This window comes from Promicromonospora sukumoe 327MFSha3.1 (assembly GCF_000385135.1).
Classification (GTDB): Bacteria; Actinomycetota; Actinomycetes; order Actinomycetales; family Cellulomonadaceae; genus Promicromonospora; species Promicromonospora sukumoe_B.
The window spans coordinates 95,122-108,083 of sequence record NZ_ARQM01000013.1; the positions used below are offsets into that span (position 1 = coordinate 95,122).

Annotated in this window: 9 protein-coding genes and 1 tRNA gene; 4 read left to right on the plus strand and 6 right to left on the minus strand. The window is 71.2% G+C overall.

Going from position 1 to position 12,962, the window contains the following annotated elements:
- Nucleotides 1-110 precede the first annotated feature (110 nt).
- Nucleotides 111-2,351, plus strand: a complete 2,241-nt coding sequence (locus H291_RS0121330) for an ATP-binding cassette domain-containing protein (RefSeq protein ID WP_020017063.1) — start codon at nt 111-113, stop codon at nt 2,349-2,351.
- Between the two features lie 117 nt (nt 2,352-2,468).
- On the opposite strand, the gene H291_RS0121335 is transcribed toward H291_RS0121330, so the two are convergent.
- The 6 genes from H291_RS0121335 to eno all read right to left on the minus strand — a co-directional run bounded on the left by H291_RS0121335 (nt 2,469) and on the right by eno (nt 8,469).
- Nucleotides 2,469-2,542: transfer RNA gene (locus H291_RS0121335), tRNA-Leu, on the minus strand.
- Nucleotides 2,543-2,742: 200 nt separating this feature from the next.
- The gene (locus tag H291_RS0121340; protein WP_020017064.1) at nt 2,743-4,197 is read right to left on the minus strand and encodes an NAD(P)/FAD-dependent oxidoreductase; all 1,455 of its coding nucleotides are present in this window, start codon (nt 4,195-4,197) and stop codon (nt 2,743-2,745) included.
- A gap of 156 nt (nt 4,198-4,353) precedes the next feature.
- Nucleotides 4,354-5,304, minus strand: coding sequence for a Ppx/GppA phosphatase family protein (locus H291_RS0121345; RefSeq protein WP_026365983.1), 951 nt, complete (start codon nt 5,302-5,304; stop codon nt 4,354-4,356).
- A gap of 104 nt (nt 5,305-5,408) precedes the next feature.
- Nucleotides 5,409-5,909 (minus strand): DUF501 domain-containing protein, encoded by a 501-nt coding sequence (locus tag H291_RS0121350; protein ID WP_020017066.1) that lies wholly within the window; start codon nt 5,907-5,909, stop codon nt 5,409-5,411.
- A gap of 40 nt (nt 5,910-5,949) precedes the next feature.
- On the minus strand, nt 5,950-6,951 hold the full coding sequence (locus H291_RS34640) for a septum formation initiator family protein (protein ID WP_020017067.1): 1,002 nt from the start codon (nt 6,949-6,951) through the stop codon (nt 5,950-5,952).
- Nucleotides 6,952-7,188: 237 nt separating this feature from the next.
- Entirely contained in the window at nt 7,189-8,469 is a 1,281-nt protein-coding gene (eno, locus tag H291_RS0121360; RefSeq protein ID WP_020017068.1) for a phosphopyruvate hydratase, read from the minus strand.
- Between the two features lie 289 nt (nt 8,470-8,758).
- On the opposite strand from eno, the gene H291_RS0121365 reads away from it, so the two are divergent.
- The 3 genes from H291_RS0121365 (at nt 8,759) to H291_RS0121375 (ending at nt 12,862) form a co-directional block, all read left to right on the plus strand.
- Nucleotides 8,759-10,282, plus strand: coding sequence for an ABC transporter permease (locus H291_RS0121365; protein ID WP_020017069.1), 1,524 nt, complete (start codon nt 8,759-8,761; stop codon nt 10,280-10,282).
- 31 nt (nt 10,283-10,313) lie between these two features.
- Complete coding sequence (locus tag H291_RS0121370; RefSeq protein WP_020017070.1) at nt 10,314-10,991, plus strand: ABC transporter ATP-binding protein; 678 nt, start codon at nt 10,314-10,316, stop codon at nt 10,989-10,991.
- Nucleotides 10,992-11,239: 248 nt separating this feature from the next.
- Nucleotides 11,240-12,862 (plus strand): peptide ABC transporter substrate-binding protein, encoded by a 1,623-nt coding sequence (locus H291_RS0121375; RefSeq protein WP_020017071.1) that lies wholly within the window; start codon nt 11,240-11,242, stop codon nt 12,860-12,862.
- Nucleotides 12,863-12,962 lie beyond the last annotated feature (100 nt).

Genomic DNA, 12,962 nt, shown 5'->3' on the forward strand with positions numbered 1-12,962 from the left:
CGGGCGACCCGGCGACGGCGGGCAGGCCGGGGCGGTGCAGCCAGAGCGGTAAAGGCCGGGTGCGTGTCAGTGGCTCCTGGCACCATGGGACCACCGACCAGGAGAGGACAGTGGTGTTCGGATCTATCGAGGTGCGCGGAGCCCGCGAGAACAACCTGCAGGACGTCTCTGTCGACATCCCCAAGCGCAAGCTCACGGTGTTCACCGGGGTCTCGGGCTCGGGCAAGAGCTCGCTGGTGTTCGGCACGGTCGCCGCCGAGTCCCGGCGGCTCATCGACGAGACGTACTCGGCGTTCCTCCAGGGCTTCATGCCCTCGCGCCCGCGTCCTGACGTCGACACGCTGTCGAACCTGTCGGCCGCCATCGTCGTGGACCAGGAGCCGATGGGCGCGAACGCACGCTCGACCGTCGGCACGGCCACCGACGCCTACACGATGCTGCGCGTCATCTGGTCGCGGCTCGGCACGCCGCACATCGGCGGGTCGAACCTCTTCTCCTTCAACGACCCGCAGGGCATGTGCGCCAACTGCGAGGGGCTGGGCCGCGTCTCCGCGATCGACACCGAGGCGCTGGTGGACCGGAGCAAGTCCCTCAAGGAGGGGGCCATCACCTTCCCCAACTTCGGGGTGGGCACCTGGTACTGGAAGGTCTACGCCGACTCCGGCTTCTTCGACGTCGACAAGCCGCTCAAGGACTACACCGACGCCGAGTGGCACGACCTGATGCACGGCGAGGAGCGCAAGATCGTCTCGGGCGGCATCAACGTCACGTACGAGTCGCTGGTCCCGAAGATCACCCGGCTCTACCTGGTCAAGGACGTCGAGTCGATGAAGGGCGCGATGCGGGCGGCCGTCGACCGGCTGGCCACCTTCACGTCCTGCCCCGAGTGCGGCGGCACCCGGCTCAACGACCGGGCCAGGTCGTCGCTGGTCAAGGGCAAGCACATCGGCGAGGCGGCGGCGATGCAGCTCACCGACCTGGCCGAGCTGGTGCGCGACCTGGCCGACCCGCACGTCCAGCCGATCCTCGACGGGCTCAACGACCTGCTCGCCACGTTCGAGCAGATCGGGCTCGGATACCTGTCGCTGGACCGCGAGTCGTCGTCGCTGTCGGGCGGCGAGGCGCAGCGCACCAAGATGGTGCGGCACATGGGCTCGGCCCTGACCGACCTGACCTACGTGTTCGACGAGCCGACGATCGGGCTGCACCCGCACGACGTGCGGCAGATGAACATCCTGCTCCAGCGGCTGCGGGACAAGGGCAACACGGTGCTCGTCGTCGAGCACAAGCCCGAGGTCATGGCGGCGGCGGACCATCTGATCGACATGGGCCCGGGCGCCGGCACCCACGGCGGCACCGTGGTCTACCAGGGCGACATCGCGGGCCTGCGCACGTCCGGCACAGCGACCGGCAAGCACCTGGACCAGGCAGTGACTGTCAAGGCGGCACCCCGCACCCCGACCGGGGCCCTGCGGATCGAGCACGCGAACCTGCACAACCTCCAGGACGTCACGGTCGAGGTGCCGCTCGGCGTGCTGGTCGCGGTGACCGGCGTGGCCGGGTCGGGCAAGAGCTCGCTCATCCACGGCTGCCTGCCGCGCGACGGCGTCACGTTCGTCGACCAGTCCGCGATCCGCGGGTCCCGGCGGTCCAACCCGGCCACCTACACCGGGATCCTGGAGCCCATCCGCAAGCAGTACGCGCGCGCCAACGGGGTCAAGCCCGCGCTGTTCAGCGCCAACTCGGCGGGCGCGTGCCCGGAGTGCAAGGGCGTCGGCCTCATCTACACCGACCTGGCCTTCATGGCGGGCGTCGCCAGCGTGTGCGAGGCCTGCGAGGGCAAGCGGTTCACCGACGAGGTGCTCGGCTACACCCTGCGCGGCAAGAACATCGCCGACGTGCTCGCCATGTCCGTCGAGGAGGCGCTGGGGTTCTTCACGGAGAAGACGGTGCAGCCCATGCTGTCCCGGCTCTCCGACGTCGGTCTGGGCTACATCTCGCTCGGTCAGCACCTCAACACGCTGTCAGGCGGGGAGCGCCAGCGCCTCAAGCTGGCCATCGAGATGGGCGGCGACACCCCGACCTTCGTGCTCGACGAGCCCACCGCGGGCCTGCACATGCAGGACGTCGACAACCTGGCCGGTCTGCTGGACCGCCTCGTCGACTCCGGCCGGTCGGTGATCGTCGTGGAGCACAACCTGTCGGTCGTCGCGCGGGCCGACTGGGTGATCGACATGGGTCCGGGCGGCGGGCACGACGGCGGCCGCGTCGTCTTCGAGGGCACACCGGCCGACCTGGCGCGGCACGAGGCGTCGCTGACGGGCCGCCACCTCGCCGAGCTCCTCGGCTGAGGCCAGAGTGCAGCGCAGGGTGGGGGCCGAGCGTGCGAGGCACGCACCCGGAGCGGAGAGCCGGGCTCAGCCGATCAACGGCACGGTCTGAGGCAAGGGCGCAGCCCGGCCCGGTCGTGCCCCCACCCGGGTTCGAACCGGGACTGTGCCGGGTTTAAGCCGGCTGCCTCTGCCAGTTGGGCTATGGGGGCGCACCCCAGAGACTACCGAGCGGCAATCGCCTCACGGGAGTTCTGACCGGCTGAGTTCGGTCGGTTGCCCAGGCCCAGTAGTGAGTTCGGTCGGTTGCTTTGAGATCGGTCAATCAATGGACCGATCTCAAAGCAACCGACCGAACTCACGTCAGCCACGGGTCAACTGGGCTCGCAGGCGACCGAAGGAACGAGACCCGTCAGGCCTTGGAGCCCGACTCGGCGCGCTCGGCGGACGACTCCGCCTTCTGCTCGACCTTCTCGCCGACCGGCTTGGGCGGCACGGAGGCGTTGCGGAACTCCTGGCGCGGGTCGTGCAGCGAGCCGAGCGAGACCAGCTCGCGGCCCATCAGGAACTGACCGATCCAGCCGACCAGGATGCGGGCCTTGCGGTTGCCGGTCGGCATCGCCATGACGTGGTAGCCGCGGTGGGCCACCCAGGCCGGGAACCCGCGCAGCTTGACGAAGCCGAACAGCTCGGCGACACCCTTGTAGAGGCCCAGCGAGGCGACCACACCGACGTTCTTGTGGTTGTACTCGACGGCGGGCCGCTCCTTGTAGAGCGCCACGATGTTGTCGGCCAGGCGCACGGCCTCGCGGATCGCGTGCTGCGCGTTCGGCGGGCAGAACTTGCCGGGGTTGAGCACGTCCGGCACGGCGGCGCAGTCGCCCGCGGCCCAGGCGCCCTCGACGATCTCGCCGTCCTCCGTGGCCACCTGCAGGGTGGGGAGCACGGTGACGCGACCCAGCTTGTCGAACGGGAGGTCGGACGCCTCCTTGATGACCGGGTTCGCCTTGACGCCCGCGGTCCAGACGATGGTCTCGGTGTCGAACTCGACACCGGTCGACGTCACGACGTGCCCGTCCACGCAGGACGAGAGGAACGTGTTGAGGTGGAACTCGATGCCGCGCTTCTTCAGCTCGGCCAGGGCGTACTCGCCCATCGGCTCCGTGACCTCGGGCAGGATGCGGCCGGCGCCCTCGATCATGACGAACCGCAGGTCGGACGCCTCGATCGTGTTGTACTGCCGCGTCGCGTAGCGCGCCATGTCCTCGATCTCGGCGAGCGCCTCGATGCCGGCGAACCCGCCGCCCACGAAGGTGAACGTGAGCATGCGCTTGCGCAGGTCGGCGTCCCAGGTGGAGGACGCCACGTCCATGCGGTTGATGACGTGGTTACGGACCGCGATGGCCTCCTCCACGTTCTTGAAGCCGATCGCGTTCTCCGCCAGGCCCGGGATGGGCAGCGTGCGCGAGACCGAGCCGAGGCCGACGACCAGCTGGTCGTAGGTGACCTCGTACTCGTCGCCCTCCTCCGGCTGGATCTTCACGGCCTTGCGACCGTGCTCGATCGTGGTGACCTTGCCCTGCAGCACGTCGATGCCCTTGAGGGCCTTGCGGTGCGGCGCGACGACGTCGCGGGCGTCGATGGAGCCCGCACCCGCCTCGGGCAGGAAGGGCGCGTACGTCATGTACGGGCGCGGGTCGACGACGACGATGGCCGCTTCGCGCTTCTTCAGCTTCTTTCGCAGACGGCGCGCCACGTACAGGCCGACGGACCCGCCGCCGAGCACGACGATGCGCGGCACCTTCCGCGGGCGCGGCGTCGCCGGGTCGGAAGCATGGCTGACCGAGGTCAGGTCGTTCTGAGGCATGATTCCCAGGGTACCGCGCCCTAAGCGTGTTTCTTCACATGGCAAAGAGCGGCGGGTGCGTGACGCCCACCACGCCGCTTCGCTGCGTATCGTGCCCGGTCAACGGACCACCTGGGACGGGAGTTCCCGACCACCGGAAATCCGCCCCGGAGAAAGTCAGCCCATCGACAGCGCGATCCCGTCCAGGATGTCGTGCTCGCTGGTCACCACGTGGGTCAGCGAGCCGCCCGCGGCCTGCACGTCGGTCACGACGCGCCGGATCACCTCGGACCACACGAGCGCGCCGGCGGCGATCACGTCGACCCGCCCCGGGTGCAGGAAGCCCATCGCGGTGCGCTCGGCGCGCGGCGCCGCGAGCAGCGCGGCGCAGGACGCGAGCACGGTCTCCACGGGCAGCCGGGCCCCGTGCACGCGCTCACGCTGGTACTCGGTCAGGCCGAGGGCGTGCGCGGTCACGGTCGTGATCGACCCGGCCAGCCCCACCAGCGTGGCGGTGCTCCCCAGCGGCACGGCACGGACGGCGTCGTCCAGGTGGGCCCGGACGTCCGCGCGGGCCGCCTCGATCTCGGCGGCCGACGGCGGGTCGCTGTGCAGGTGCCGCTCCGTCATCCGGACCGAGCCGACGTCCATCGAGATGCTCGCGTCCACTGCGTCCGTGCCGAGGACCAGCTCGGTGGAGCCGCCGCCGAGGTCGACCACGAGGTACGGCCCCGCGTGCGCCCCGGCGACGCCGCTGGTGGCGCCACGGAACGACAGCTCGGCCTCCTCGTGCCCACTGATCACCTCGACGTCGACGCCGAGCGCGTCCCGGACGCCGTCGAAGAAGGCGTCGCGGTTGCGCGCGTCCCGGGTGGCGGACGTCGCGACGAACCGCACGCGCTGCGCACCGGCGGCCTCGATGGCCGTGGCGTACTGCCGGGTCGCCGCGAGGGTGCGCTCCAGCGCCTCGGGCGCGAGCTCACCGGTGCGGTCGACGCCCTGGCCGAGCCGCACCACCTCCATGCGGCGGTCGAGCTCCGTGAGGTTTCCGGCGGCGTCGACGTCCGCGACCAGCAGGCGGATCGAGTTGGTGCCGCAGTCGACCGCGGCCACGCGAGAGGAAGTCACGCGAGGATTCTCCCAGGCGCTCCGGCCGCGCGACGTCGGACGTGCCGGTTCGCGAGAAACCTCACGCCGGCGGTTCCCGTGGCGCGGGGCTCAGAACGGAGGGCTCAGCAGGTGCAGCGGTCCGGGCGCCAGGTGTCCCTGACCAGGGCGAGCGCCTCGTCACCCAGCGGGTTCACGCCCGGTCCGGCGGCGAGCGCGTGCGCGAACAGGACGTGCAGGCACTTGACGCGCGTCGGCATGCCGCCCGCGGAGATGCCGTCGATCTCGTCGACGTGCCCGATCGCCTCGCGCTGCGCCAGATAGTGCTCGTGCGCGGCGCGGTAGGCCGCGGCGAGCTCCTCGTCGGTCTCCAGCCGCGCCGTCATCTCCTTCATGACGCCGTTGGCCTCCAGCGTCGAGGCGGCGGCCACCGCACCGGGATGCGTCAGGTAGAAGACGGTCGGGAACGGGGTGCCGTCAGGCAGGCGGGGCGCGGTGCGCGCCACCGTCGGACGGCCGCACACGCAGCGCGCCGCGATCCCCACGACGCCGCGCGGCTCGCGGCCGAGCTGCTCGGCCAGGACGCGCAGGTCGTCGTCGGACACGGTGTCAGTCGCGGTGTTCACGACCCCATTGTCTCCCAGAGCGCGGGTGGCGCCGTGCGGCCTACTCGCCGTCGGCGATCCGCACGGAGTCCCAGACGTTCTGGTACCAGGGCGCGTCGTCGCCGTCGGAGGTGCCAGGGGTCGGCTCCACGACGCCGGGCCGCGGCGCCTCCTGCTCGACCGAGTCGGTGTCGAGCGGGCGCCACACCTTGTCCCCGGGCATGACGAACCGGAGGCGCGACCGGGCCTGCTCGATGACGTACGAGCGGTCGTCCCAGCGGGCGAGCTCCGTCTCCAGCTCGGCCTTCTGCTCCTGCTGCTGGCTCAGCTCGGCACGCAGGTCGCGCAGCTCGGCCTGCTGCGTCACCACGGCGCGCACGGTCGGCAGCAGCAGCACCACGGCGAGGAGCACCACGACGGACAGCACCATGGCGCGCACGGTCAGCACCTCGGGCACCATGAGCCCGTAGCGGCCGCGCCTGCGGTCGGCGCGCGCCGGACGGGTGGGCGGCGCGACGCTGCCCGTGGCCGTGCTCCGGCGGCGCGGCTGCGCGGGTCGCTTCGCCCCGCTGCCCGACGTCGGCCGGGTACCCCGGGGCGCGGCACCCGTCGTCGTGCGGGCGCCCGGGCGGCTGGCCGCGGCCCGGCCCGAGGCCGAGCGGGGTGCGGCCGTGCGGTGGCCCGCCGACGTCGACGGCGCGGCGGGCTTGCGCGCGGTCGGCGCGGCCGTCGTCGAGCGCGCCGGCGTCGGCTTCGCGGCGGTGCGCCCCGCCGTCGTCCCCGTCTTCCGGCCCGCTGCGGCGCCCTTGGCCGCCTTCGAGCCCTTCGGGTCCTTCGCGTCCTTGGCCGCGGAACCCTTCGCGGTCTTGGCCGCGGACCCCTTCGCCGCGGAACCCTTCGCCGCCGGCCCGGGGGCCTTCTTGGCTCCCGCCCGGCCCTTCGCCGGCGTCGTCCCCTTGCCGCCCTTGGCGCCGGACGCGCCCGTGCGCGGGGTCGACGAGGGGCGCGCACCCGAGCCGCGCGCCGAACCCGAGGGCCGCGCCGGGCGACGTGAGGAAGGCATGGGTCGATTGTGCCGATTCGCCAGGCCTTTGTACCGGCATTACCTCCGGCGCGCCGTGTGTCGATCCCGTGGAACACAAAAGCTGTCAGACACCGGCCGACGTGTCAGACGTACAGGCCACCCGAGGGATCTGTAGTTCTGACACGTCGGCGCGTGTCTGACAGCTCCGCGCGGGGCTGCCGCACCAGCGCCGGTCGAACGGTTGAGGCCCCCTCGACCAGCGCCGTCAGGCCTGGATCAGCCCTGGAAGCGCGGGAACGCCGACCGGCCGGCGTACGTGCCGGCCTCGTCGAGCGCCTCCTCGATGCGCAGGAGCTGGTTGTACTTCGAGATGCGCTCGCCGCGGGCGGGGGCACCGGTCTTGATCTGGCCGGCGTTGGTCGCCACGGACAGGTCCGCGATGGTGGTGTCCTCGGTCTCGCCGGAGCGGTGCGAGGTCATCGTGGTGAAGCCGTTGCGCTGGGCCAGCGTCACGGCGTCGAGCGTCTCGGTGAGCGTGCCGATCTGGTTGAGCTTGACGAGCAGCGAGTTCGCCGACTTGAGCTCGATGCCCTTGGCGAGGCGCTCCGGGTTGGTGACGAACAGGTCGTCGCCGACGATCTGCACCTTGTCGCCGACCTTGCCCATGAGCCCGGACCAGGAGTCCCACTCGTCCTCGGACAGCGGGTCCTCGATGGACACCAGCGGGTAGTCGGCCACGAGCTGCTCGTAGTACGCGATCATCTCGTCCGGCGTCTTCTTGCCGCCCTCGAAGGCGTACACGCCGTCCGAGAAGAACTCGGTCGAGGCGACGTCCAGCGCGAGCGCGACGTCGGTGCCCGGCTTGAGGCCGGCCCGCTCGATCGCGACGAGGATCAGGTCGAGCGCCTCACGGTTGCTGCCGAGGTTCGGCGCGAAGCCGCCCTCGTCGCCCAGGCCGGTGGCCAGGCCCTTCTCCTTCAGCACGGACTTGAGGGAGTGGTACACCTCGGTGCCGGTGCGCAGCGCCTCGCGGAACGTCGGGGCGCCGATCGGGGCGACCATGAACTCCTGGATGTCCACGTTCGAGTCCGCGTGGGACCCGCCGTTGAGGATGTTCATCATCGGCACGGGCAGGACGTGCGCGTTCGGGCCGCCCACGTACCGGAACAGGTCCAGGCCGGAGCTCTTGGCGGCGGCCTTCGCGACGGCGAGGGACACGCCCAGGATCGCGTTCGCGCCCAGCTTGCCCTTGTTCGGCGTGCCGTCCAGGTCCAGGAGCGTCTGGTCGATGATGCGCTGCTCTTCGGCGTCGTACCCGATGAGCTCGGGGGCGATCTCGTCGTTGACGGCCGCGACCGCCTTCTCGACGCCCTTGCCCAGGTAACGGCCCTTGTCTCCGTCACGCAGCTCGACGGCCTCGAACGCGCCGGTCGATGCACCGGACGGGACCGCCGCACGGGCGAAGGTGTTGTCGTCCAGGACGATCTCCACCTCCACGGTGGGGTTGCCGCGCGAGTCGAGGATCTCGCGTGCTCCAACGGCTTCGATGCTAGCCACGGGGTCTCCTTCTAAGGATGTTGCTCGGAGGTTACGGCCCCCAGCCTAGGACGTCGGGCGAGGGGGCGCGGAACCGTCCACGAGCCCGCAGTTCACAGGCCCACCACAGGTCCGCGACAGGGCTGCCACAGCGAGCCTGCCTAGCGTCCCGACCGTCCGGCGCAGACCGCCCGCGGTGCGACCCGCACGCCCGCTCACCCCTCCTCCACGGCGTGCGGCACCGCCCGCGCGGCGGTCTGCGCGGACACCAACGTCCCCGCACGTTCCTCAGGACCCCAGGCAGGAGCCCATGTTCTTCACCTATCTGCGCAGAGAGCTGCGCAACCGGCGCAAGCAGACGGTCGTGGTCGCGATCGGACTCGCGGTCGCGATCGCACTGGTCATCGTCGTCAACGCGGTCTCGACGGGCGTCCGGAACGCCCAGGCGGAGGTGCTCGAGTCGGTCTACGGCGTCGGCACCGACATCACCGTGACCCAGGCGAGCGAGGGCCCGGGCGAGGGCGGCGGCCCCGGCCGGTTCGACTTCGGCGAGGGAGAGGGCGAGGCCGGCGAGGACGGCACGCGCAACCTCGCGCAGGACCGCCTCAGCACCGCCATGGGGTCGACGTCGTTCGATGCCGCCGCGCTGGAGTCCGTCGCCGGCCTGGACCACGTGTCCGGCGTCGCCGCGACGCTGGACCTGCAGAACATGTCGTTCTCCGGCGAGATGCCGGACTTCGAGGCCATGCAGGAGGGCGGCGGCCCCGTCGACCTGCGCATGGACGCGGACGGCTCCGGCGAGGGGTCGGCCGGCGGGTCGTCGTTCGAGATCGAGCAGTTCACGGTCACGGGCGTGGACCCGGACGCCGCCGCCGTCGGGCCGCTGACCACCGCCACCGTGGCCGACGGCCGGACGCTGGCGGCGGACGACGAGAACGTCGCCGTCCTGGACGCCACCTACGCCACGCAGCAGGAGCTCGCCGTCGGCGACAAGATCACCGTGGGCGGCGAGGAGCTGGAGATCGTCGGCACGGTCACCTCCACGACGGGCGACGACGTCGCCACGGCGTCCGACGTCTACGTGCCGCTGGCCACCGCGCAGACACTCGCTGACCTCGCCGACCAGGTCACCGACGTCTACGTGCAGGTCGACTCGGCCGAGAACGTCGACGCCGTCGCCGCCGCGATCGAGGGCGAGCTGCCCGACGCCTCCGTGAGCACGCAGTCCGACCTCGCCGAGGGCGTCACGGGCTCCCTCTCGACGGCGTCCGACCTGATCGGCACGCTCGGCACCTGGCTGAGCATCATCGTGCTCGCGGCGGCCTTCGGCCTCGCGATCCTGTTCACGGTGTCCGGCGTCAACCGCCGCACGCGCGAGCTGGGCACGCTCAAGGCGATCGGCTGGAGCAAGGGCCGCGTGGTGGGCCAGGTCGCCGGCGAGTCCGTGGTGCAGGGCCTGATCGGCGGCGTCGCCGGCCTCGCGATCGGCGCGCTGGCGGTCTGGGCCATCAACCTCGCGGGCATCACGCTGAGCGGCGGCACCTCGGGCGGCGGCTTCATGATGGGCGGCCCCGGCGGTGGCGGGGGCGGCGGCGCGATGCCGGCCGGCGGTGGGCAGGGCGCCGAGGGCGGCGGCTTCGGTGCGGCGCGCCCGGGCGGTCTGGCCGACGCCGCGAGCAGCGCCGTCGACGTCGCCCTCCAGGCTCCGGTCAGCCTGTGGATCGTGCTGGCCGCCGTCGGCCTCGCGGTGCTGGGCGGGCTGGTCGCCGGTGTGGTCGGCGGCCAGCGTGCCGCACGCCTGCGCCCGGTCGAAGCCCTCCGTTCCCTCGCGTGAGCGACAACCAGCCGACCTGAAAGAGGCAGACATGTATCAGATCGACGACCTGACCAAGACGTACCAGCAGGGGAAGCGCGTGGTGCGCGCGCTCAAGGGCGTGTCCCTGACCATCGGCGACGGCGAGCTCGTCGCGGTGCAGGGGCCGACCGGCGGCGGCAAGTCCACGCTGCTGCAGATGCTCGGCGGGCTCGACCGTCCGACGTCGGGCACGGTGAAGCTCGACGGGACCGACCTCGCCGGGATGAGCGACGCGCAGCTCACGGCGGCGCGGGCCGAGACGATCGGGTTCGTGTTCCAGAACTTCAACCTGATCCCGACGCTCACCGCGCTGGAGAACGTGGAGACGGCGCTCGTGCCGGCCAAGGTGCCGCGCCAGACGCGGACGGCGCGGGCGCTGGCCGCCCTGGAGTCGGTGGGCCTCGGCGACCGCGGCGACCACCTCCCCGGCGAGCTGTCGGGCGGGCAGCAGCAGCGCGTCGCGATCGCGCGGGCGCTGGTGAAGAACCCCAAGGTGCTGCTGGCCGACGAGCCCACCGGCAACCTCGACGAGGAGACCCGCGACGAGATCGTGGACCTCATCGAGGGCCTGTGGAAGGAGCAGGGCCTGACGATCGTGCTGGTCACGCACGACTCCGTGGTGGCCCGGCGGACGCCGCGCCGGCTGCGCATCGCGAAGGGCGCGGTCAAGGACCTCACGGCGGCCTGACGGTGCCCTGAGCAGGCGCCGCGGCAGTTTGCCCCGCGGACTCGGTACGTGGCATCGAGGTCGGCACAGCCCTGTGCCGACCTCGATGCCACGTACCGACTGCTCGGGACGGGCCCATTCACAGGTAAGGGCGCCTCACGAATCGTTACAGACGGTTAACACGACTTTCCAGGCGACCCCAGTTCCGTGGCGATATGGTCCAAACCTCCCCGCCAGTTGACCGGGGAGACGAACTGGGGAGGCAATCAGTGAGGCAAGCACGCATCGCCACCTTCGCCGCGGGGGCGGCCGTGGTGGCCCTGACCGTGGCCGGGTGTACCCCGAGCGACACCGTCGAAGACGACGGGCCGGTCACCCTGAAGCTCACGATCGACCAGGACATGGAGACGCTCTTCCCGGGCGACTCCGGCATCGCCGACAACATCGCGATCCTCGACGTCGTCTACGACGGCCTGGTCCGGTACGACCCGGAGACCAAGGAGCCGTACAACTACGTCGCCGAGTCGATCGAGTCCGACGACAACACCGTCTGGACCATCAAGATCAAGCCCGACCTGACGTTCCAGAACGGTGAGCCCGTCGACGCCGCCGCGTTCGCCCGCTCCTGGAACTACACGGCCGGCCACCCGGAGCTGTACAGCAACTACTTCTTCGAGCGCTTCAAGGGCTACGAGGAGATGCAGGACGAGATCGACGACGAGGGCGAGGTCGTGAAGGAGAGCCCGGTCGAGGAGCTGTCCGGCCTCACCGTCGCGGACGACCTGACGCTCGAGGTCGAGCTCAACGCGCCGTTCGCCGGCTTCGCCACGATGCTCGGCTACACCGGCTTCTACCCGGTCGCCCAGGAGTGCCTGGACGACGTCGAGGCCTGCGCCGTCAAGCCGATCGGCAACGGCCCGTTCCAGATCACCGAGTGGGACCAGGGCGTGTCGGTCGACGCCGAGCGCTGGGCGGACTACACGCTGGACGAGACGCCCGAGGACATCGACGCGATCAACTGGCGCGAGTACGCCGGGGCGTCGTCCTGGAGCGACTTCGAGGCCGGTGACCTCGACGTCAGCTACCCGCCGCCGGCCGACCTGGCCGCCGCGCAGGAGGACCCCGAGCTCTCCGAGCGGCTCGCCGAGGCACCGGGCGCCGCGCTGACCTACATCGGCTTCCCGCTGTACGAGGACGGCCCGTGGCAGGACAAGGAGTTCCGCAAGGCGATCTCCATGGCGATCGACCGCGAGACCATCGTCGACCAGCTCTCGGGCGGCCTGGCCACCCCGGCCGACTCGTGGGTCGTGCCGGACGGCGTCCCCGGCGGCGAGGCCGGCACCTGCGAGTGGTGCGTCTTCGACCCGGAGGCGGCCAAGGCCGCGCTGGAGAAGGCCGGCGGCTGGCCCGACGGCGAGACGCTGACGATCGGCCTGAGCAACGACGAGACCGAGATCGAGTACTTCAAGGCGATCGGTGACTCCATCGAGGCCAACCTCGGCATCCCGTACGAGCTCAAGCCGAACCCGGACTTCTCCTCGGTCCGGTCCGAGCAGGGCTTCGACGGCATCTTCCGGAACAACTGGTTCCCGGACTACCCGCTGAACGAGAACTACCTGGCCTTCTACGCCGTCGGCGAGGAGGGTGCGGGCAACTTCGGCTGGTACGACAAGGAGTTCGAGGACAAGCTCGCCGAGGGCGACCAGGCCGCGACGCTCGACGAGGCCGTGGTGAAGTACCAGGAGGCCGAGGCGATCCTCGCCGAGGAGTTCCCGACCATCCCGTTCCGCTTCAACGCGGGCGCCGAGTACTACAGCGAGCGCCTGGACGACGTCGTCCTGGACCCGTTCAGCGGGGCGGTCCGGGTCCGCGCGCTGACCGTCACGGAGTAACCGACCCACCTCCGCAGCGGAGCGGCCCCGTTGGTCGAGCTTGTCGAGACCTGGTCTCGACAAGCTCGACCAACGGTCGGCGCGATCCACCAACCCCCAT